Raw genomic sequence first — 22,526 nt, forward strand, 5'->3', positions numbered from 1 at the left:
ATTTTTCATAGTTCTTAAATAAGTTCATTGAAAAATAGCCTCAAAAGTTGTAATATAGCAGCGTTCTTTGCGAAAAAGCTGAGCAACAGCTTCCTTTCCAACCTTATAATTACCATTTAAGCTATGCAAGAAGATATAGATTTAGCCCTAGAAGCTGCCGAAGAAGGCATGCAAAACAGTATTGTCCACTTTCAGCGCGAACTCATCAAGATTCGCTCTGGAAAAGCTAGCCCGCAAATGGTGGCGGACGTAAAAGTAGAGTATTACGGTATGCCTACACCACTCAACCAAGTGGCCGGCATCAAAACAACCGATGCTCGAACCCTCGTTATCCAACCCTTTGAAAAGAAAATGGTCCCTGTCGTAGAGCAAGCCCTCTATGGCGCTAATTTGGGAATTACCCCTCAAAGTGACGGAGAAGTGGTTCGTATGGTTGTGCCACCACTTACCGAAGAACGCCGTAAGCAATTGGTAAAGCAAGCTTCTGGCTTTGCAGAAGATGCCAAAGTGAGTATCCGCAACGCCCGCCGCGATGCCATCCAAGATGTAAAAGCTGCCGTTAAAGAAGGCTACCCCGAAGATGCCGGAAAACGCAGCGAGCAAACAGTACAAGAACTAACCGATAAGTATAGCAAGCAGGTGGATAGCATCTTTGCTAAAAAAGAAGAAGAACTCATGACGGTTTAATCTGCCTCAAGACAGACTTAACAAAAAAGAGCAACTGTTTTCAGTTGCTCTTTTTTTGTGACCAAAATCGCCATTTGAGGCTATAAGAGACAAAAAACTAAATCGCTTTTGTATCTTGATAGTCCATTTCAAAATTGTATAGTATGCCAAATACATTTACTTACTTGCTCAAGCGTCTCTGGGACGAAATTACCCGCCTGTTTAGCTTGCATCTAGATACCGATGAAGCCGGAACCACCGAGAACGTCAAAAAGAGCATCGAATTTAGAGGTGGCAACCTCTGGGCCCTCATTTTTGCCTGCCTGATCGCCTCTATCGGACTCAATACCAATTCTACCGCTGTGGTGATTGGGGCCATGCTTATCTCGCCCCTAATGGGACCGATCGTCGGGGTGGGCTTTTCCGTAGCCACCAATGATTTCGGTACGCTCAAATACTCTTTGCGCAATCTGGTCCTCATGATTGTCCTCAGCATCGGCGCCGCCGCTATTTACTTCTTAATGTCTCCCCTCAAAGAGCCTACCGCCGAGCTGATCGCCAGAACACAACCCTCGCTCTATGATGTACTCATTGCCGTTTTGGGTGGGGTGGTCGGTATTGTGGCCAGCTCTCGCCACGACCGAGGAAATGCTATTCCTGGGGTGGCCATCGCTACAGCCCTCATGCCCCCACTCTGTACGGCAGGCTACGGCTTGGCCACCCTGCAACTAGAGTTCTTTATGGGCGCCTTTTATCTCTTCTTTATCAACTCAATCTTTATTGCCCTGACCACCATGATCGTCGTGCGCTCTTTGCAATTTCCCCAAATTGAGTTCCTCGATAAGAAACGAGAAAAACAAATGAAATGGGCCATTTTATTCATCGTTGTAGTCACTGTGGTGCCCAGTATCTTTACAGCCATTCATGTGGTCAATGAGGCCATTTTTACCCGCCGCGCCAAAGATTTTGTTAGCGAAAACCTCATGATGATGGACAAAAGTGAGGTCCTGCAATATAAGGCCAAGTACGCTAGCGATTCCTCCGTCATTGAGGTCATTATGTTTGGTGAAGAACTTAGCGATGAACGCATTGCAGAGTTTAGCCGAAAACTGAAAAATTATGAGCTAGAACATACTTTTCTCGATATCCATCAGTCTACCGAAAAACGACCAATAGATCTCCCCCAACAAAATTTTGATGTGAGCAAATATGAGGAGATTTATCGCCGAAAAACCGAGGAGATCGAAAGCCGAGAAAGCCAAATCCGTGAACTAAGAGAGGAGATCGCCCGCATGAAGGAGGCCCAACATCCTATCCATAAAGCCAATCTGGACAAGATTTCTCGCAAAATTGCAGCCCTCTACCCCGATATTGAGGCTATCGGCCTGAGTGAGGTGGTCAAAAGTAGCCAGCTCCAAGATTCTGTCATTACAGATACCCTGCCCACAGCCCTCATCCACTGGAAAAATAACCGCCAAGCCGATAAATACACCCAAAACCTGAGTAGATATCTGCAACTAGAATTGGGCTTAGATACCGTAGAGGTGGTAAATTATTAGGTTTTGGGGCCTCCGCAGCAAAGCTGCGGCGCTACGTTTCGCAGCTCGCTATTCGCTCGGCCCTGCGCAAAAAAAAGTTTTTTGCTTGGTCTGGCCCTTCGGGCCACTGCTGCACATCGCTAGGCCGCTCAACGGTCTTTGGGCTTTTGGGCTTTCTTCTTCGGCGGTTAATTTAAGCTAGAAATATACATCCTACAGGCGGAGAAGCCGCCGCAGGCTGAGGGATGGTAGGGGGTGGCCGCAGGCCAGACCGAGCTTTTGAGCAAAGCGAAAAAGCGATGGGCCGAGCAGACCTGCGAGCCCCCACACAGCCCGACCCGCCCGCAGGGCGGGGCAGCCCCAAAACAACAGCAGACTCTAAAAACAAAGCATCTCCTAATGCCTGCAGCTAGGGAAATGTTTTCTATGCGCCGCTTTTTTCTTAATATTGAGCTCATCTATAGCAAAACTGGCTGTAGATGAGCTTTTTTATGATTTGATTGACTTGATGATATGGCAAAAAAGAAAAAACAACAACCGCCAAAAAAGGCGCCTAAGGTCCAGCAAGCCCCCAAAGCAAAAGCGCAAACTGCCGCCAAAGCTAGCTTTTGGCTAAAGACCAATTGGCAGCTCTACCTGCTATTTATTGTCTCTTTTCTGCTTTACGCCAATACCTTGGGCCACCAATATGCAGTAGATGATAGTATCGTGATTCAGAAAAATCAGTTTACTCGCCTTGGCCTGAAGGGCATGCCAGGCATTTGGGGGGAGGATACCTTTGTGGGCTTTTTTGGGAGCAAACGCAATTTGGTGGCTGGGGGCCGTTATCGGCCATTTACCCTAGCCACCTTTGCCCTAGAAATGCAGTTGTTTGGTACCCCCGCTAAGGATGCTCAGGGCAATCTGCTCAAAGACGAAAAAGACCGACAGCTCTATGATGGGAATCCCGAAATTAGCCATACTATCAATGCCATTTTATACGCTATCTTGGTGCTGGTCCTTTTTCTCTGGATTATGGCCCTTTTTGATCCTCAAATCAAGGACAAAAAGCTCTTGCACTTTTTGGCTTTTGCCACAGCCCTGCTCTTTGCCGCCCACCCCTTGCATACCGAGGCCGTGGCCAACATTAAGGGCCGAGATGAAATTATGGTGACCCTAGGCGCTATTTTGGCGGCCTATTGGAGTCTTAAAGCCGTGGACCAGCCCAAAAAACTCTTTCTCTATGCCGGCGGAGCAATTTTGGCCTTTTTTGTGGCCCTTTTTTCTAAGGAAAGCGCCATCCCCTTTATCGTTTTGATCCCGCTTTCGTTCTACTTTTTCCGTAAGCAATTGGGCATCGACAAACTATTGATTTGGACGGTTCCCTTTGTAGTAGCCGCTGCCGTATTTTGGTTTGCTATGCGCAATCCCGCTATTGGTTGGGATGGCAAAACAGAGCCCGCTGTAGAACTAATGAATGATCCCTACCTCAAGTTGGCCCCCGCCCCCGATGGCAAAACACAGGTATATGTTCCCTTTAGCGATTCAGAACGCTATGGAACGGTGCTCTATACCTGGGGCGAATATGTCCGCCTTTTGGTGCTTCCCCATCCATTAACCAATGACTATTATCCCAAGCATATCCGTGGGGCCAAAAATGAAATTCCAAGCCTAACCGATCCTTGGGTACTCTTGATCTTATTGTTCCATATTGCTCTGGCCGTTTGGGCCTTTATGGGCTTGCTCAAGCGGAAACCCTACGCCTTTGCGCTGATCTTCTATGCCGCTACTTTTTCAGTGGTCTCCAATTTATTCTTTCCCATTGGGACCAATATGGCCGAGCGCTTTATGTTTATGCCTTCTGTCGGCTTTAGTTTATTGTCCGCCTTGGGGCTGTTGGCCCTGCTGCGCCGTATGCCGGATAATAAAGAAGAGGTGAAAAACTATTCTATGGGACTTTGGAGCCTGCTCTTTGTTTCGGCCCTCTATGCCTATAAAACCATAGACCGAAATCCTGCCTGGTATGATGATTATACCCTCTTTACCACCGATGTGGAGGTTTCGCCCAATAGCGCCAAACTCAACAATGCAGTCTCTGGGGTGTTACAAGAACGCATTAAAGACCCCAAAATGCCAGCAGCCGAAAAAATGCGCCTCTTGCAAAAGGCCCAAGGCCATGCGGCCAAGGCCATCGAGCTGCACCCTAGCTATACCAATGCTTGGCTGTTGCAAGGCAATGCCTTTATTTATATGGGCGAACTGAAGGAGCAACAGAATGCGCCCCAAGAGGCCCTAAAACTATTTGATCAGGCCATTGCCTGCTTTAATCAGGTCAAGGTCTATCGCCCAGAGCACCCCGATGTAAATAACAATATGACCGTCGCGCATCGAGACAAGGCCAGAGTATTGGGCCAGCGACTCAATAAACTGCAAGAGGCCGTCAATGAACTACAAAAGGCCTATACTCTCAGCAATGGCCAAGATTTTGAAACCCTCCGCCTAATGGGTATTGCCTATGGCATTGGCGGAAATCCGCAGTTGGCCAGCCGCTATTTTGAGGAGGCCTTGGCCGTTATGCCCAACAATATTGCTATCCTCTACAACTTAGAAGCGGCCTATAAGCAATTGGCCGAAAATGGGGGAGGAGCCGCCGCCCAGCAAAAGGCCCAAGAATATGGCCGCCGCTGGAAAGCCATCAATCCCAATTACGATCCTAGAAAAGTACAGTAATGAAAAATATTTTGGCCCAAAGGCCTCCTATACATCAGATCCGCCAGCTGCCTTTGCCCGCTCCCGAGCGGCAAGAACTGGCCAATGGCCTCATTTTGCACGAGCTGCAAATGGGCAGCCAAGAGGTCCTCAAAATCGAATGGCTATTTCAGGCGGGCCGCTGGTTTGAAGAACATAAATTGCAGGCCCGAGCAACCGCCGCCCTGCTCAAGGCCGGAGCTGGCCAACGCACAGCCGATGAACTGGCCGATTTCTTTGATTTTTATGGGGCCAAGCTCAAGATTTCTGACGATTTTGATGGCTTGAGTATTCGCCTCTATTGTCTGTCTAAGCATTTGCCCAAATTGCTGCCAGCCATTATGGATCTACTCCTAGATCCTCAGTTTGAGCAAGAAGAGCTGGACCAATTTAAGCAGCTGAGCAAGCAAAGACTGCGCATTCAGCTCCAACGAAATGAGCTGCAAGCCTATCGCATCTTTACCGAAAAGCTCTTTGGTAGCACACACCCCTATGGCTATAATAGTGAGGCAGAAGACTACAATTTGCTTAATCGAGAGCTGCTCTTGGCCCATCATCAGCGCTGTTTTTTGGCCAATAATTGCCAAGTGATTATTAGCGGAAAAACCGATGCGGCAAGCATGGATTTACTCAAAACAGAGCTAAGCCGCCTGCCTCAAGGGCCAAGCCCAGAGGGCTCTGCCTTGCTTTTGCCCCCAGCCGAAATGGGCGCCTTCCACTATCCTGCCATCAAGGCCGAAAGCCAACAGGCCTCTATCCGCATTGGCCGCCGAGCACTCTCGCAAAAGTCGCCAGATTATGCGGCCTTCCATTTTAGCAATACGCTTTTGGGCGGCTATTATGGCGCCCGACTAATGCAAAACCTCCGAGAAGATAAGGGCTATACCTATAGCGTCTACTCGGCAGAGGAACTGATGCGGCATGCGGGCTATTTCTATATTTATACGGATGTGGCCAAGGAGGTGAAAACCGCCGCTTTGACCGAAATTTACAAGGAAATAGAGCGGCTGCAAGAGGAGCCCGTGCCCGAAGAAGAAATGCAAATGCTCAAAAATTACTCACTCGGTATGTTTCTTAGCGCTACAGACGGCGTTTTTAACCTATCCGAAGTCTGGAAGGAGCTGATTTTATCGGGCCTAGATGCCAGTTTCTATAACCAATTGGTAGAGGCTACTCTGGCTATGCCCGCCTCCGAGGTGATGCGCATTGCCCAAACTTATCTCCAAAAAGAACAGCTTACTGAGGTAGTTTTTGGCTAGTTTTTTTGGGGCGTTACTCCTTTTAGTCGTCGAACTGCGGTCTAAAGACCTTGTTGTCGCAGCTCGCTCTCTGCTCGGCCCTGCGCGGGCAAAGCCCGCTAGGTCTGGCCTGCGACCACTGCTGCACATCGCTAGGCCGAATGGAAGTCTTGGCGCTTCGGCCATTCTTTGATAAGAATTTCAGGCTAGTCAAGGCATTTTTTAAAGGCATAGCCTTAGCTATGGGGGAGAAAAATAACGCAGAATAGCAGGAAATTAAATCAAAGGATAGAAATGACAGGGCTTCTATTTGGCCTTTGCCTGCGGCGGCTTCGCCGCCCATCTGTCTTTTTCCTAGCTTAAGGTTCTTCTTCGGCGAGTCTGTTTAAAGTTTTGTAAGGGCTTTTATACTAGTAGTCGGGCTGAAGCTGATTATAGCCATGGGCTGAAGCCCATGGTTGCGGGTCTATGCAAACTAGCGGGCTAAAGCCCTTGTTTGCTGCTGGGGCTTGGGTTCATTTTCTTGTTTAGTGAATAGCCTTAGGAGTTGAAAAGCGAACAAGGACTTTAGTCCGTCCGTTCGCTCAGTCAATAACCCTGGGCTTCAGCCCAGGGCCCCAAATACCTTCTTGTTACTTAAGAACTTGTCCCTAGGCGCAGAAAAGGGCGCAAAATTTTAATTTTGCGCCCTTAGAGGGATAAAACTAAAGGCGGTTACTCCTCCTTCTGGTAGTGGTCATCCCAATTTTTAACCTCGGGTTCTTTGAGTTCGCCTAGGCTAGCGGCTACAGAGGTGGCCACCATGGCATCTCCGGTCACATTGGCTACTGTTCTACACATATCGAGGGGGCGGTCAATAGCGAAGATGAGGGCAATCCCTGCAGAGGGGACCCCAATAGACTCTAAGACCACCACCAGCATGAGCATACCGGCACCGGGTACAGCCGCAGAGCCAATAGAGGCTAGGGTTGCGGTCATCACAATGCTCAATTGGGCGCCCAAAGTGAGGTCATAGCCAAGTACCTGAGCAATAAATACGGCGGCAACGGCTTGGTACAAACTGGTTCCATCCATATTGATCGTTGCGCCAACGGGCAAGACAAAACTACTGACCTCCTTACTCACCCCAATATGCTCCTCTACTCGCTCCATCGTAACGGGTAGGGTGGCTGCGCTAGAGCTGGTAGAAAAAGCGAGTAATTGAGCGGGAAGAATATTTTTGGTGAAAAAGCTAGGCGACTTTTTGGCAAAGAGCATGACCAGTAAAATATCAATAATAATGAGGCTAGTTAGGCCAAGGACTACCGTTAGGGCGTACCAAATCAGGGCATAGAAAATCTCGGCATCGGGGGCTTCGGCTACCAGAGAGGCCATAAGGGCCAAAACGCCATAGGGAGCGCCCAACATAATGAGGTCAATTAGTTTGAGGACCACCTCATTGGCCCCATCAAAAAAGGCCTTGACGGGCTCGGCTTTTTTGGGATCAATGAGGATAATGCCGATGCCAAAGAAAATGACAAAGAAAATGGTTTGCAGCATCAGCCCATTATTAGAGAGGGCCACAAAAATATTGGAGGGGACCAGATCGATGAGGGCTTGGAGAGGGCCCTTGCCTTTTTCGGCGGCGGCGGCCATAATTTTGCTATCGGCATCGCCTTTAAACTGGGCCAAAAGGCCGTCGCGGGTGGCTTCAGAAACGCCGCCGCCGGGCTCAATGAGATTGACCATAATCAGGCCGATGCTCACGGCAATAATAGTGGTACAAACATAAAAGAGGATCGTGCGGCCGCCCATACGGGAGAGCTTAGAAATATCTTGGAGGTCGGCCACTCCTTTAATGAGAGAAGTGACAATAAGGGGGACCGCAATCATTTTGAGCAGGTTAATAAAAATGGTCCCAAAGGGTTTGATCCAATTTTGGATAAAGATGGCGGCGGTATTTTCTCCATTTTCGAGGGTGGTTCCAAATTGCAGGGCGATGACTGCTAGGACAATACCGGCTAACATGCCTAATAAAATTTGCCAGTGTAGGGCTAGTTTTTTCATGTAGATAATTTTTTTTGGGCAAAATTGCAGCTTGCAAACAAAAAGGCCTGAGCATCCTTGTATCTTTTGAGTAAATTTGTCTTAATAATAGTGGATAGACTTTGTTTTGGGCCGGGCGTTTATTGGCCTAGCGCTGTGGAGGGGTGGCCGTTAGGCCAGACCGAGCTTTTTTGAGCGAAGCGAAAAAAGCGAAGGGCCGAGCAGACTTGCGAGCCCTGCAACATAGCGCCGCAGCTTGCTGCGGAGGCCCCAAAAAATAAATAAAGTCTGTCGATAAATTAAATTCTTTTTTTCATGATGCGACTTTTGCTACTTTTTTCTGCTTTGAGTTGGGGGTTAAATGCCCAGCTGCAGCAAGATAAATTTGCTGGAGTTTATCCGGAACGGCCCTATTCGGTAGTGGCTTTGCGAGAGGCAGGCGGCTACAATGACCTATCTGTTTGGTTGGCTGTCAATGAGTTGGATAGTAGTTTGTCTTTGGGGGCTTTGGGGGCAGAAGTGCAGGCGGCCTATCAGTTGGAGCGGCACATTCTTCGGGATGGAAAGCCTCATAAAAGTACCTATTATTTGCCAACTGGAGATAAGGCCCGTCGTTTAGATTATTATTATCGGCAGGGGCAAATTTTGGCCATTGATGAATTTGAGTTTGACAGTTTGCAGGAGGAGCAATTGAAATATCTGCATAGTTATTTGTATAAAAAAGACTCGGTACCTTTTCAAAAGGTGACAGAATATAAGCAGGAGCGGCAGTTTCGGCAACTCTTTGTTTATGACTTTGATGAGCGGGGGCGTTTATTGCGGCAAAAAGTGGAGGATGTAGGACAAATGAGGGACCTCAATGCCATGCAGTCTATTTGGCCCAACAAAAGCTTACTTTTGTATAGTTATGAGCAAGAGGCGGAGCTAGCTCGTCTATATCATGACCAACATCGTTTAGTGTATAGAGAGCGGGCCCAGCTGAATGAAGAGGGCCAAGTATTGACAAAAACTAGGAAAGACCGAAGGAATCGACTAATTTGGGATGAAAATTACAAGTATAGTAGTCAGCGGCTTGCCAAAAAAGAGCGCCATCGTTTTAGTCCGGATGGCGATCGGAAATTGGAGGAGCGCATTTTCTATGAATACGAGGGGCCTGCGGGGCTATTATCTCGTAAAATTGTAGAAAAAGCAGGGCGACAATACGTCTATGATTTTCAATACTCTATTAGCGAATAGAACGCAGTCCGTTCACAGTAAGAAAGACAGATGAGTACATCTTCCAACCATATTCCAAAAACCCAAGAAGAACTAAAAGCCGAATGGGAGCTGATACAGCAGGCGCAGCAACAGCCCCGGGCTTTTGGCCCACTATATAGGCGCTACTACGAGCCCATTTTTCGCTTCATTTATAAGCGGACGGGGGATGAGAGCTTGAGTGCAGACCTTTGTTCTCAGGTATTTCTAAAAGCCATGCAAAATCTGGGCAGCTATGAGTTTAGAGGCTTAGCTTTTGGGGCTTGGCTGTACCGCTTGGCCAGCAATGAAATTGCCCAGTTTTTTAGAAAAAACCGCCGCCATCGAGTGGTGCACATTGAAGAACAACAACTGCAACTTTTGCAAGATGAAATGGAGATAGAGGATAAAATTGGTCTAGAGTTTCGCTACAAACAGATGCAAGAAATCATGGAGCAACTCAAGGCCGAGGAGGTCCAAATATTGGAGCTCCGCTTCTTCGAGTCGCGCCCCTTCAAGGAAGTAGGAGAGATCTTAGATATTACCGAAAACAATGCAAAAGTAAAGGTGTATCGCCTCTTACAGAAAATGAAGAAAATGCTCAAAAAGCTGGCATAGACCACTAACATAAACTAACTGTCATGAATAATAATTACAAAATTGAACGCGATTTACCTCCGCTGAGCAGTGATAAAATTGCGCAACACCAAGACTTTGAGGCCCTGATGGGGCAGTTTGAAGCACAAACTGGACAAGCTGAAAAGCAGCAGGCCATAGAAGAACCCAAGGCCAAAACGCCAGCCGCTATCCGTTATGGATTGGGGGCAGGCATGGCTATTCTTTTGGCCATTTTGACTTGGTGGATGCTGCCTAAAGAAAGCGCAAAAAATCAGGACGCACTCAATTTTTTAGCTGAATATGAGCAGTATGCAGCCCAAGCTGCCTCTCCACTCCAAGCAGCTCAGGGCGAGCTGCCCGCAGATTTGCTTTGCCGCTCTATCCAAACGCCTTTGGCTATGTACCAGGCGGGCTTGTTGCCTCTGGCCCAAACATCAGGCGAGTTCTTTTGGCAAAATGGGGTTTGGCAACTCCAAACGAAGACCGAGAATTTCCAAATGGATTGGCCACAAAAAGGGGAACAGCAGCTCTATCGATTTAATGCAGCAAACCAAAGTTGGCAGCCCGTTGCTAAAACCGAAGATCCAGCACTAAAGGCCCAAATCGAAGCAGAGTTCCCCTTGCCCAAAAAGCCTTTGGCCCCCGAAAAACTCAAGGAGAATATGCAGGTCTTTAATGTAGACCTAGATGCACGGGAGTTTCCAACTTTGGCCCAATATAAGGAGCTGCTTTGGGTGGCCCCTAAATCCAAAATTAAGAGCGACTGGTTTGAGGTGAACTGGACGGATATCAGTATCCAAAAACAGGACGAATTGCACTACCTATTACAACTTAAAAATAAGGACCAAAAGCTCTCTCTAGCCGTACAACCCCTTATTCCGTACACCCAAGCTAGCCAAGCTCGCTACCAAAAAGAACTGGCCCAATATGAAGAAAAATTGGCGGCTCAAAAAGAGCAAAGAACTCTCGCCTTGGCCAAAGCGCAGCAAGAGCTCATCCAAGAGCCAGGCAGTTGGGCCTATGGCCAAACTACCCTATGGCAAGAGGTGTTGGCAACAGATAAAACCCTTTCGCTAAAAAGCGAAACTGGCCAGCCATTAACCCTTCAAGAACTCATTATCGAGACCGAAGATGGACTGGCTTATCGTAGCAGCGCCCAACAACCACTACTCCCCAAAGCCAAGATTAAAAATATCTGGGGCCTAGATGCCCAAAACCAACTCTGGCAACAACAAGCCAATGGCCAATTTAAAGCCCTCGGCAAATTGAAATAAGCTAAAGCTAAGCCGCTCTACTTTTTGTAGGGGGGCTTTTTTTTGGGGCCCGCGGCCAGCTAGGCTTCGCCTAGGTTGGCCGCCGCTATGCTGCGGGGCTCGCAGGTCTGCTCGGCCCTGCGGGCTCCACTTCGTTCCGCCCTGGGTCTGGCCTTCGGCCACCCACTCCGCAGCGCTGGGCCAAGCCCAATTTTGGCCAAATCGCCCGCCGCCAAGCGCCAGCCCCAACCCCTAATCTTCTATTTGTAATTGAGGGAAAAAAAAATTACTTTTGTTGGGTATCCAAAAAGACGTTAATAAATGCCCTCGGGCAGTAATCATATGGGAAAAGTAATCGCCATCGCCAACCAAAAAGGAGGAGTGGGCAAAACCACTACAGCCATCAATCTGGCCGCTAGCCTTGCCATTCTAGAGCATAAGGTCCTCCTCATTGATGCAGACCCCCAAGCAAATGCCACCTCAGGAGTAGGCATTTCTCCAGATAGTATCGAACAGAGCTTATATGACTGTTTGGTCAATGAACTGGACCCCAAAACAATTATTCAATCTACCTCTACGCCAGACCTCGACCTACTGCCCGCCCATATCAACCTGGTCGGCGCCGAAATCGAACTGATCAACCGCTGGCAAAGAGAATATATCATGAAGGGCCTTATTGCCCCCCTCAAAGAAGAATACGACTTTATTATTATTGATTGCTTGCCCTCTTTGGGCCTAGTTACCGTAAACGCCCTGACCGCCTCAGATTCTGTGGTCATTCCCGTCCAATGCGAATACTTCGCCCTAGAAGGACTAGGCAAATTGATGAACACTATCCGCCTAGTCAAAAGCCAAATCAATAAACAACTCGATATTGAAGGGATCTTGCTCTCTATGTACGATGCCCGCCTCCGCCTCGCCAAAGAGGTGGTAGAAGAGGCCCGCAAGTACTTTGGCGAAAGAGTTTTTAAAACGGTCATCCACCGAAACTCTAGAATTGCCGAAGCCCCTGGCGAAGGTAAACCCGTGGCTATGTACGATGCTAGCTCTAAAGGAGCCATCAATTTCTTTAATCTGGCCCAAGAAATTCTGACTAAGAACGGACAAACAGGCCAAGAAAAAGAACTCAAAGCTCAGTTGCGCAAACAAGCCAATAAAGACTAAAGGCTTTGGGCCAACAGAAGCGGCTGCGCCCCAAGGGCGCAGCCGCTTTTTTGTCTAGCTCGTTTGGCCTAGCGATGTGAAAGGGTGGCCGTTCGGCCAGACCTAGGCGGCTTTGCCGCCGCAGGGCCGAGCGAGTAGCGAGCCCTGTAACGTAGCGCCGCAGCTTGCTGCGGAGGCCCCAAAACAAAACCCTCTGTGACAAAAATTACGACTAAATAGAAGAATAAACAGCTTCTTCTTTCATCAAAATAATGGAATGGGCCAAAGCGGCTAGGAAGTAAGCCGCCCAAATACAGCAGAATATATAGAAAAAACGACCGTCTATTGTAAGCGAAATTAGCTTTCAAGCGCAAGGACAGTTGTTTTTAAAGGAGTTCACTGAACTCCTTTGAGGATGACGTTCTTATAGCGCTTGAGTAATAATTTTAGGTTATTTTAGGCATTTTTTGACAGGATAGCAGGGCTATCGTGGAGAAAAATAACGAGGAAGGGCGTAAAATTAGCTTTCAAGCGCAAGGACAGTTGTTTTTAAAGGAGTTCACTGTATATTTGCCCAGATTTTTAAACCATAATTATCATTTCTAGGCTATGAATATTGCAATCGTAGGGACTGGCTATGTTGGGCTAGTAACAGGAACTTGTTTTGCCGAAACCGGCAATCACGTAATTTGTGTAGATATCAATGAAGAAAAAGTGCGGCAAATGCAGGCCGGACAGGTTCCCATTTATGAGCCCGAATTGGACCACCTTTTTGAGCGCAATGCTCAGGCTGGCCGCCTTAAGTTTACCACCAATCTGGCCGAGGCGATCAAAGATGCAGAAATTATCTTTTTAGCCCTACCCACCCCTCCAGGTGGCGATGGCGCCGCCGACCTCTCTTATGTGATGGGCGTAGCCGATGACCTTAGCAAAATAATCACTTCTTATAAGGTGATTGTCGATAAAAGTACCGTGCCCGTAGGCACTGCCGAAAAAGTACATGCCATCTTGGCCAAAAATCTAGACGAGTCTCTCTTCGATGTGGTCTCTAATCCAGAGTTTCTGCGCGAAGGCGTTGCCGTAGAAGATTTTATGAAGCCCGACCGAGTGGTGGTGGGTACAAACTCTGAGCGCGCCCGTGGACTGATGAAAAAACTCTATATGCCTTTCGTTCGCCAAGGTAATCCCATCTATTTTATGGATGAACGCTCTGCCGAAATGACCAAATATGCCGCTAACTCTTATCTGGCTACCCGCATTTCTTTTATGAACGAAATCGCCAACCTCTGCGAGCGTGTAGGCGCCAATGTAGATGCCGTCCGCAAAGGAATGGGCTCAGATAACCGCATCGGTAAGCGCTTCCTGTTTCCCGGTATCGGTTATGGCGGAAGCTGCTTCCCTAAAGATGTAAAGGCCTTGGCCAAAACTGCAGAAGAATATGATTTTGACTTTAAAATTCTAAAGTCGGTCATGCAAGTAAACCAAAGACAGAAAAACCGCCTAGTCGAAAAGCTAGAAAACTATTATGGCGACGAACTTAAGGGCAAAACTATCGCGCTTTGGGGCCTTTCTTTTAAACCCAATACCGATGATATCCGAGAAGCACCCGCCCTCTTGATTATTGAGCAACTACTAGAGCTAGGCGCAAAAGTACAGGCTTTTGATCCCGAAGCCATGAGCCATATTCAGCAAATCTTTGGCGATAAAATTACACTTTGCGAAAATAAATATGAGGCCCTAGAAGGCGCAGATGCTTTGGCTATCTTGACCGAATGGAACGAGTTCCGTACACCCGATTTTGAGAAAATCGCTACTGTACTCAATAGCAAAGTCATCTTTGATGGCCGCAATGTCTACTCGCTAGAACAAATGCGTGAGCAACCTTTTTATTACGAAAGTATTGGCCGTGCTACGGTTCACCCTAAAGCCTAATTAACTATGAAACGCGTATTGATTACTGGAGCCGCAGGTTTTCTAGGCTCTCACCTCTGCGATCGCTTTATTGCCGAAGGCATGCACGTAATAGGCATGGATAACCTCATTACTGGCGATATCAAAAATATTGAACACCTCTTCCCCCTAAAACAGTTCGAGTTTCATCATCATGATGTCTCTAAGTTTGTTCATGTGGCCGGAGAACTCGATTATATCCTGCATTTTGCCTCTCCCGCTAGCCCTATTGATTACCTCAAGATTCCTATCCAAACCCTCAAAGTAGGCTCTCTGGGTACGCATAATCTTTTGGGCTTGGCTAGAGCCAAAAATGCCCGCATTTTGGTCGCTTCTACCTCAGAGGTCTATGGCGACCCCCTTGTCCACCCCCAAACAGAAGATTATTGGGGCAATGTGAATCCCATCGGCCCCCGTGGAGTCTATGATGAAGCCAAACGCTTCCAAGAAGCCATTACTATGGCTTATCATACCTACCACAAATTAGAAACTCGCATCGTACGGATCTTTAATACTTATGGGCCCCGTATGCGCGTAGATGATGGCCGAGCTCTTCCCGCTTTCTTCTCTCAAGCTATGCTAGACCAAGAAATTACGGTCTTCGGCAAAGGACAACAAACCCGCTCTTTCTGCTATGTAGATGATCTAGTAGAAGGTATCTTCCGCCTGCTGATGAGTAACTACGCTATGCCCGTAAATATTGGTAATCCCGACGAAATCTCAATTCTCGATTTTGCCAAAGAAGTGGTCCAACTGGTCGGCAAAGGAAGTATCGGCTACCGCCCACTACCCAAAGATGACCCCCAACAACGCCAACCCAATATTAGCCTAGCTAAAGAAATTTTAGACTGGGAACCTAAGGTGAGCCGCGCCGAAGGGATGGCCAAAACTTATGAATACTTCAAAAAAGTACTCCTCTAATGAAGAATCAAAAAACTTTGCTCATTACTGGAGGCGCCGGTTTTATCGGCTGCCACCTAGTAGAGCTGCTCGTAAATAAATATCCCAATTACCAAATTGTCAATCTAGATGCCCTCACCTATGCCGGCAATCTAGAAAATCTCAAATCAATAGAGCAAGCCCCAAATTATACCTTTGTCAAAGGCAATATTTTGGACCAAAACCTGCTCGACCAACTTTTTGAGCAACACCAATTTGATGGCGTTATTCACCTGGCCGCAGAGTCTCATGTGGATCGCTCTATCGAGAATCCTCTCGCTTTTGTGGAAACTAATGTGATGGGCACCCTCCAACTCCTACAAGCCGCCCGTAAGGCTTGGGCCAATAATATGGAGAATAAGCTGTTTTATCATGTCTCTACCGATGAGGTCTATGGCACCCTAGGCGAAACGGGCCTCTTTACCGAGGAAACCGCCTACGATCCCCGCTCGCCTTATTCGGCCTCCAAAGCAAGCTCCGACCATTTTGTGCGCGCCTACCAACATACCTACGGCCTGCCTGTGGTCATCTCCAATTGCTCCAATAATTATGGCCCCAATCAGTTTCCCGAAAAACTGATCCCGCTCTGTATCAATAATATCAAAAAGCAGAAAACTCTACCCATTTATGGCGATGGCAAGTATACCCGCGACTGGCTTTGGGTGAAGGACCATGCCGCCGCTATTGATAAAATTTTCCATCAAGGAAAATTAGGCGAAACCTATAATATTGGTGGCCACAATGAATGGAAAAATATCGACCTAGTCCAGCTGCTCTGCAAAATTATGGACAAACAACTGGGCCGAGAAGCCGGCAGCGCAGAACAACTCATTACTTTCATTAAGGACCGACCCGGCCACGATCGCCGCTATGCCATCGACGCCAGTAAATTGCAAAATGAACTGGATTTTGGCCCCTCTCTCCAATTCGAAGAGGGCCTAGAAAAAACCGTCAAATGGTATCTCGATAATGAAGACTGGCTAGAGCATATTGTCTCTGGTAGCTACCGCGATTACTACGAAAAACAATATCAATAGATGATGTAAAGCCTCCTTTTTGGGGGCTTTCTGCTTTTTTAGGGGCCTCCGCTGCGGCTTCGCCTTGCGGCGCTACGTTACAGGGCTCGCTATTCGCTCGGCCCTTCAGCGCTTGCAGCGCTTCGGTCTGGCCTAACGGCCACCCTTTCACATCGCTAGGCCTGCGGGCCTTCGGCCCTGCAAAACCCAATTGGACCAATTATTTTCTCTCCCCACTAATCTTATTCAAATGCAACTTTATGGCTTATTGGGCAAATCCCTCCAACATAGCTTTTCCCCCAATTACTTTAATCAGAAATTTGCAAAAGCTGGCCTCCCCGCCAAATACAAGGCTTTTCCTCTAGACCAAATTGAGGCCCTGCCCAATCTCTTGGCCCAATACCCCAATTTGAAGGGACTCAATGTAACGATTCCCTATAAACAGGCTGTCGTTCCTTACCTTTCGGTTTTAGCGCCTACGGCGGTGGCCGTAGGGGCCGTCAATTGTATTCAGTTTTTGCCCAATGGCCAACTCATGGGCCATAATACCGATGTGATGGGCTTTCGCCTAGGCTTACAAGAGCTGCTAGGAGAGGGGCCCGCCCTACAAGCCCTAGTTTTGGGCCATGGCGGAGCCGCCAGAGCAGTGGCCCATGCCCTAGAACTAGAAGAGATTCCCTATAAGGTGGTGTCCAGAAGCCCCGAACGCTGGCAACTGAGCTACCAGGACCTCAGCCCCAAACTCCTAGCAGACTATCAATTGATTGTGAATGCAACCCCCCTAGGTATGTATCCCCAAATAGATCAGGCCCCGAACTTGCCCTATGAGGCCATTGGTCCAAATCATTATTTATACGACCTCGTTTATAATCCCGCCCAAACCCTATTTTTGCAAAAAGGGGCCAAACAAGGCGCCAAAACATTAAATGGCTTGCCTATGCTCATTGGACAAGCCGAAAAATCTTGGGAAATCTGGAATAGAGATGTGGTATCCTAAATATACGCCCCGCTTTTGGCAAGGCCTTTTTTCAACTATGCGCACGCATTATCCGCCTTCTTCTACTGGCCCTTGCCTCTACCTCACTTTTGATGATGGTCCCACGGCAGAACATAGCCGCTGGATTTTGGACCAACTCGCCAGCTATCAGGCCAAAGCTAGCTTTTTTTGCTTGGGCAAAAATGTAGCCGCCCTACCCGATTTGGCCCAAGCCACCCTAACCGAAGGGCATTGCTTGGCTATGCACGGCTATGCCCACCTCAATGGCTGGAAAAGCAATACCACCGACTATCTAGCCGATTTGGAAAAAGCCGAGCAGTTTATCCAATCTCGCTATTTTCGCCCAGCTTATGGCCGCATTCGACCCAAGCAAGCCAAGGCCATTCGGGCCAAAGGCTATGAAATCATTGCCTGGGAAATTATTCCCGGCGATTTTGATGCCCAAAGAAGCCCCCAACAATCTATGCAGCTGCTCAAAAAAAAGGCCCAAGATGGAAGCATTATCGTTTTGCATGATAGCCTGAAGGCAGGCACTCATCTTCGAGCTTTGTTGCCAGAACTCTTGGCTTATTTTAGCGCAAAAGGCTATTCTTTTAAGGCCCTGCCCTAAAAGAAAAAAGGAGCAAAACCCAAGTTTTGCTCCTTTTCTGCGTCTAGCAGGCGGCGAAGCCGCCGCAGGCAATAGCCAGATTTAAACGCACTCACTTTTATAGTTTGCAGCAATTTCCCGCTAGTCGGCCCTATTTTTCTCGGCCATAGCGAAGGCTATGCCCTTAAAAAATAGCTGGCCTAGCAGAAAATTCATAGCAAACTATGGTCAAAGCAGCGCGATTAAATCTGGCTGAGGGATGGACAGCAGTGGCGCGAAGCGCCAGACCAAGCCAGCTTGCTGGCGCAGGGCCGAGCGAGTAGCGAGCTGCGAAACAGCCCGACCCGCCCGCAGGGCGGGGCAGCCCCAAAAAAACTAAATTCCCTCGCCCAAAATGAAAGACGTCATATTGAGGCTACCGCCCAAAAGCTCATCATTGAACAGGCGGATTTGATCGTTTTTGTCGGCCAAGCCGATGCTGTAGATCATGGGGAAATAGTGGTCGGGAGTGGGCACGGCCAATTCAAAGGCTTTGCCCCCCTTTTTATAGTCGATGAGGGCCTGATAATTTTGGTCCCTGAGGTATTGGCCCGTTTTGGCGTGGACCTCCTTGGCCCAGTCGTAGCCATAACCAATGGTATTGATTTTAGAAAAATTGACTCGGCGGAGGTTATGAATAATATTACCGCTTCCTACGATCAAGACGCCCTTATGGCGGAGCTGTTGTAGCTTTTGGGCCAACTCAAAATGGTAGCTGGCAGGTTTATTATAATCAATGCTCATCTGGATAACAGGCACATCAGCCTTGGGATAGAGGTGTTTGATGACCGACCAAGAACCGTGATCGAGGCCCCAGCTGTGGTCCAAATCGCCACCGACCATATCGCGAACTTCCCGGGCCAGTTGTTGGTCGCCAGGAGCGGGATATTGCACATCAAAAAGGGCCTGAGGGAAGCCGCCAAAATCGTGAATTGTTTTGGGCGGATCAGAAGCCATGATTTTGGTCCCTTGGGTGAGCCAATGCGCCGAAACACAAAGAATCGCCTTAGGCTTGGGCAATTTTTTACCCAAATCTCTAAAGTTGCGCACAAATTGATTCTCTTCGATCGCATTCATAGGGCTACCGTGGCCCAAAAAGAGGACGGGCATTTTGGCACTATTGTCGAGCGAGTCGCTCCAATTGCCTAATTTAGATAGTGGTTGCATAGCAAATAAGAATGGGCTAAGGGCTAGCCATTTGACAAAATCTTTCCGTTTCATATTATAGATGTATGTACATTAAATGTATAGACTTTGTTTTGTTTTTCCAAGTTTCCCCTTTGATTTTAACGGATATTTTAGGGCCAAGGAAGAAAGCGCGGGGTAATCTTTAGGGGGCTTAAATCGTTAGTGCTGCTAGAGCTGGGCTTTTCGGCCTTTATTCCTTTTTGATTATCTTGTTGAACAAACTAGGCAGAATTTTATGCGCAATACCTATTTATATTTCTTTGGCCTCTTGCTTTTCCTTTGTCTTTTGCCCGAGCAGGGGAGGGGGCAGGCGGCTATTTTTGATCTTTGTGCTCGGCAATTGACGGGCAGCAGCAATGATTCTTTGAGTTGGTCTTCGGCCAATCTTTGTACGAATTTCACGGGCTATGTAGTTTTTTCTGGTCCAACGGCCAGCAACTTGCAGCCCATAGATACCATTACGGATCCGGCGCAGTTGGGGGAGTTGTATATCTATACGGCTTCGGCCAATCGGTTTTATCAAGTTGGGATGCTTTGCGGGGCGAGTATTTTGACTAGTTCTGCGGTCATTGACAATGCTCGGCCCATTACGCCCAATATTCAGTCGGTAGATTTGCAAACGGGTCTGCCTGTTTTGCGCTGGTCGGCTAGTCCGAGCCCGGGCATTATTGGGTATCAGATATACAAAGAGAATCCTTATGGATCGGGGAATTTCTTTCCTTATCCAGCCAACAACCAATTAGTAACAGGGACGCAGTTCACGGATCTCAATTCAGTGGATTTACTGGTGCGTTATGCTATAGTGGCCGTGAGCAATTGCAACAAAGGCCCATTGGGAGAGGGGACGGTTAATGATGGGACTACTGGACCACATAGCTCTATCTTTTTATCCTCTAACTTTGAGTCTTGTAGCCGCCGTTTAGATTTGAACTGGAACGCCTATGAAAACTGGGCGGATGGAGTAGCGGGTTATTTGGTTTGGATGGAAGAAGATGGAGGGAGTCCGCAGCTGGTCGATACCGTGCTGACGACTACTTATAGCTACCTAGGGGCCGAGGATGGGCAGCAGTTGCGTTTTTGGGTAGAAGCCATGGAGGAAAATGGCAGCTATCGAGCGAATAGCAATGTTTTAGATTTTAATATCTCGGCCAATCGGCCCATAGATTTTTTAGAATTGACCGAGCTAAGCTATGCCCCAGCCAATGCGGGCATAGAAGTGAGTTGGCGTTGGGATTTGGATAGTGATTTTGCCGAGGGGCGTTTGCAGCGTTCTACGGACGGGCAAAACTGGGAGGACCGATTAGTTTTGGCCAGTCAGTCGAGCCAACAAAATAGCTATTTGGATGCAAATATAGACAGTGCTGGGGGGCCTTATTATTATCGGATTATTGCAACAGACCTTTGCGGCCTAAGCTATTCGAGCAATCAGGCCCTAAGCTTAGAGTTGAGCGGAGAGGCCCTAGATAATTTTGAAAACCGCCTAGATTGGTCGCCTTTGCAGGGCGATAGCCTACAGGCCGAGTTTTATCAGCTCTATGCTTTGGAGCAGGGCCAATGGCAGCAAATTAGTTTTTTAGATAGCAGTCAGCAAACATTTTTAGATCCTATAGATTTAAGGGATGCAGAGCAGGCCAACCGCTGTTATTATCTGCAGGCCGAGGGCCGTCTAAAACTGGCCAATGGGCAGTACTTATTTTGGTCGAGCCGCTCCAATGAGTTTTGTTTGCAGCAAAAGCCCCTGCTTCATTTTCCCAATGCCTTGGCCCCCGATGGCCGAAACCCCATATTTAGGCCTCGGGCGGCCTTTGGCCAAAATATAGGCAATTACCACCTACAAATTTATGATCGTTATGGGGCCCTAATTTTTGAATCTGTCGATATTATGCAGGGCTGGGATGGCAGAATTAAGGGCCGCCCGGCTCCCCAAGGCGTATATATTTATTTGGCCCAATACCAACTGGAGGAAGGCAAAGACAAGCAGCAAAAGGGCTCGCTCTTTTTGTTGCGCTAAAGTAATTACAATATGAAAATTCGATTTTTAGGAACGGGGACCTCTCAGGGGGTGCCTGTTATTGGCTGCGATTGCGAGGTTTGTCAATCTAAGGACCCCCGAAATCAGCGCCTGCGGGTCTCTATTCTTGTAGAACATCAGGGCCAAAGGGTGGTCATTGATAGTGGCCCCGATTTTAGGGCCCAAATGCTGGCCGCCCAAGTCGATCGCCTAGATGCCTTGGTCATTACGCATGAACATCGAGATCATGTGGCGGGCCTAGATGATGTCCGCCCCTTTAATTTTCGGCAGCAAATGGATATGCCGCTCTATGCCACAAGCCGCGTCCAAAAGGCCCTCAAAGAGAGCTTTGCCTACATCTTTGCCGCCGATTATCCCGGGGTGCCTAGGGTTTTGCTGCAAAGGGTAGAAAAAAACCAGCCTTTTTCGCTCATCGGCCTAAACTGGATGCCTGTAGAATATAGCCATGGCCGCCTGCCCGTGATGGGCTATCGCATCGGCAATTTTGCTTACCTGACGGATTTTAAGGCCATGCCTGAGGACCAATACGCCTATCTGCAGGGGCTGGATACTTTGGTCATTAGCGCCTTGCACCATGAGGAGCATTATTCTCATATTACCCTAGCCCAAGCCCTAGAGGAGATCAAACGCATTGGCCCAAAACGAGCTTATATCACGCACATTAGCCACTATATGGGCCTGCATGAAGAACAAGAGGCCCAACTGCCCAAGCATATTCGCTTTGCCTATGATGGCCTAGAAATAGAAGTGGATTAGGGTTGTTTTTTCTTTTTGGGGCCTCCCGCCTGCGGCGGGCGCTACGCTTCAGGGCTCGCAGGTCTGCTCGGCCCTGCGGGCATCACTTCGTTCTGCCCTTGGTCTGCGGCTTCGCCGCCCCCTTTCACATCGCTAGGCCGCTCAACGGCTATGCTTTAGCCCGGCTTCCCGCTTCGGCCGCCTAAAAGGCGCAAAACCTAAGTTTTGCGCCTTTTTTATCCCCAATTGTTACTAATAAGTTAAAGTACTGACTTAGTGAACTTATCGCTAAGGTCCAATGAGCTAGCTTTTTGTTAGCTCCAGCTCTCCCTTTTTTAGGTCCATGGGGGGATTGTTCAGGATTTTCTGTATCCGAATAAAATTGAACCCACAACCTACAGGCCCATATAGCAGGCCCGAAGGGCCGCAGGCCACAACAAGGCCTTTAGGCCGCAGTTCGACGACCAAAGGGAGTAACCGATGCTGCGGGCTGGCCGTCAGGCCAGACCCAGGCGGCGCAGCCGCAGCGGAGGCCCCAAAACAACAGCAAGCTGCGACAACCAGCCTCGAAGAGGCGCCAGTTCGACGACTGAAAGGAGT

General features: G+C 48.3%; 17 protein-coding genes. 15 read left to right on the plus strand and 2 right to left on the minus strand.

Going from position 1 to position 22,526, the window contains the following annotated elements:
- Positions 1 to 123 precede the first annotated feature (123 nt).
- The 4 genes from frr to SAPGRDRAFT_RS10035 all read left to right on the plus strand — a co-directional run bounded on the left by frr (position 124) and on the right by SAPGRDRAFT_RS10035 (position 6,190).
- Complete coding sequence (gene frr / locus SAPGRDRAFT_RS10020) at positions 124 to 687, plus strand: ribosome recycling factor (RefSeq protein ID WP_002659168.1); 564 nt, start codon at positions 124 to 126, stop codon at positions 685 to 687.
- A gap of 143 nt (positions 688 to 830) precedes the next feature.
- Complete coding sequence (locus SAPGRDRAFT_RS10025; RefSeq protein WP_002659169.1) at positions 831 to 2,225, plus strand: DUF389 domain-containing protein; 1,395 nt, start codon at positions 831 to 833, stop codon at positions 2,223 to 2,225.
- A gap of 492 nt (positions 2,226 to 2,717) precedes the next feature.
- Positions 2,718 to 4,913 (plus strand): tetratricopeptide repeat protein, encoded by a 2,196-nt coding sequence (locus SAPGRDRAFT_RS10030; protein ID WP_002659170.1) that lies wholly within the window; start codon positions 2,718 to 2,720, stop codon positions 4,911 to 4,913.
- Entirely contained in the window at positions 4,913 to 6,190 is a 1,278-nt protein-coding gene (locus tag SAPGRDRAFT_RS10035; RefSeq protein ID WP_002659171.1) for a M16 family metallopeptidase, read from the plus strand. The genes SAPGRDRAFT_RS10030 and SAPGRDRAFT_RS10035 overlap by 1 nt, the downstream gene beginning before the upstream one ends.
- Before the next feature lie 693 nt (positions 6,191 to 6,883).
- Here the strand turns inward: SAPGRDRAFT_RS10035 and SAPGRDRAFT_RS10045 are convergent.
- Complete coding sequence (locus SAPGRDRAFT_RS10045; RefSeq protein WP_002659172.1) at positions 6,884 to 8,215, minus strand: dicarboxylate/amino acid:cation symporter; 1,332 nt, start codon at positions 8,213 to 8,215, stop codon at positions 6,884 to 6,886.
- A 294-nt stretch (positions 8,216 to 8,509) separates the two neighbouring features.
- On the opposite strand from SAPGRDRAFT_RS10045, the gene SAPGRDRAFT_RS10050 reads away from it, so the two are divergent.
- The 9 genes from SAPGRDRAFT_RS10050 to SAPGRDRAFT_RS10095 all read left to right on the plus strand — a co-directional run bounded on the left by SAPGRDRAFT_RS10050 (position 8,510) and on the right by SAPGRDRAFT_RS10095 (position 17,953).
- Entirely contained in the window at positions 8,510 to 9,430 is a 921-nt protein-coding gene (locus SAPGRDRAFT_RS10050) for a hypothetical protein (RefSeq protein WP_002659173.1), read from the plus strand.
- A gap of 30 nt (positions 9,431 to 9,460) precedes the next feature.
- On the plus strand, positions 9,461 to 10,045 hold the full coding sequence (locus SAPGRDRAFT_RS10055) for an RNA polymerase sigma factor (protein ID WP_002659174.1): 585 nt from the start codon (positions 9,461 to 9,463) through the stop codon (positions 10,043 to 10,045).
- A 23-nt stretch (positions 10,046 to 10,068) separates the two neighbouring features.
- Positions 10,069 to 11,319, plus strand: coding sequence for a hypothetical protein (locus SAPGRDRAFT_RS10060; protein WP_002659175.1), 1,251 nt, complete (start codon positions 10,069 to 10,071; stop codon positions 11,317 to 11,319).
- A 321-nt stretch (positions 11,320 to 11,640) separates the two neighbouring features.
- Complete coding sequence (locus SAPGRDRAFT_RS10070; RefSeq protein ID WP_037350806.1) at positions 11,641 to 12,462, plus strand: ParA family protein; 822 nt, start codon at positions 11,641 to 11,643, stop codon at positions 12,460 to 12,462.
- Between the two features lie 588 nt (positions 12,463 to 13,050).
- Entirely contained in the window at positions 13,051 to 14,373 is a 1,323-nt protein-coding gene (locus SAPGRDRAFT_RS10075) for a UDP-glucose dehydrogenase family protein (protein WP_002659177.1), read from the plus strand.
- A 6-nt stretch (positions 14,374 to 14,379) separates the two neighbouring features.
- Complete coding sequence (locus SAPGRDRAFT_RS10080) at positions 14,380 to 15,312, plus strand: UDP-glucuronic acid decarboxylase family protein (RefSeq protein WP_002659178.1); 933 nt, start codon at positions 14,380 to 14,382, stop codon at positions 15,310 to 15,312.
- Positions 15,312 to 16,367, plus strand: a complete 1,056-nt coding sequence (rfbB, locus tag SAPGRDRAFT_RS10085) for a dTDP-glucose 4,6-dehydratase (protein ID WP_002659179.1) — start codon at positions 15,312 to 15,314, stop codon at positions 16,365 to 16,367. The genes SAPGRDRAFT_RS10080 and rfbB overlap by 1 nt, the downstream gene beginning before the upstream one ends.
- Positions 16,368 to 16,596: 229 nt before the next feature.
- Positions 16,597 to 17,343 carry a shikimate dehydrogenase family protein gene (locus SAPGRDRAFT_RS10090; RefSeq protein WP_002659180.1) on the plus strand — a complete coding sequence of 249 codons (747 nt, stop codon included), beginning with the start codon at positions 16,597 to 16,599 and terminating at the stop codon, positions 17,341 to 17,343.
- A complete protein-coding gene (locus tag SAPGRDRAFT_RS10095) occupies positions 17,330 to 17,953 on the plus strand; it encodes a polysaccharide deacetylase family protein (protein ID WP_002659181.1) in 624 nt (207 codons plus the stop codon). The genes SAPGRDRAFT_RS10090 and SAPGRDRAFT_RS10095 overlap by 14 nt, the downstream gene beginning before the upstream one ends.
- A gap of 354 nt (positions 17,954 to 18,307) precedes the next feature.
- Here the strand turns inward: SAPGRDRAFT_RS10095 and ygiD are convergent, their stop codons facing one another.
- Positions 18,308 to 19,192 carry a 4,5-DOPA dioxygenase extradiol gene (ygiD, locus tag SAPGRDRAFT_RS10100; protein ID WP_002659182.1) on the minus strand — a complete coding sequence of 295 codons (885 nt, stop codon included), beginning with the start codon at positions 19,190 to 19,192 and terminating at the stop codon, positions 18,308 to 18,310.
- Between the two features lie 202 nt (positions 19,193 to 19,394).
- Here ygiD and SAPGRDRAFT_RS10105 point away from each other — a divergent pair, with 202 nt between their 5' ends.
- Both SAPGRDRAFT_RS10105 and SAPGRDRAFT_RS10110 read left to right on the plus strand, forming a co-directional pair.
- The gene (locus tag SAPGRDRAFT_RS10105) at positions 19,395 to 21,170 is read left to right on the plus strand and encodes a gliding motility-associated C-terminal domain-containing protein (protein ID WP_002659183.1); all 1,776 of its coding nucleotides are present in this window, start codon (positions 19,395 to 19,397) and stop codon (positions 21,168 to 21,170) included.
- A 12-nt stretch (positions 21,171 to 21,182) separates the two neighbouring features.
- Positions 21,183 to 21,947, plus strand: coding sequence for an MBL fold metallo-hydrolase (locus tag SAPGRDRAFT_RS10110; RefSeq protein ID WP_002659184.1), 765 nt, complete (start codon positions 21,183 to 21,185; stop codon positions 21,945 to 21,947).
- The last annotated feature ends 579 nt before the right edge of the window (positions 21,948 to 22,526 follow it).

Source organism: Saprospira grandis DSM 2844, assembly GCF_000275825.1.
Classification (GTDB): domain Bacteria; phylum Bacteroidota; class Bacteroidia; order Chitinophagales; family Saprospiraceae; genus Saprospira; species Saprospira grandis_A.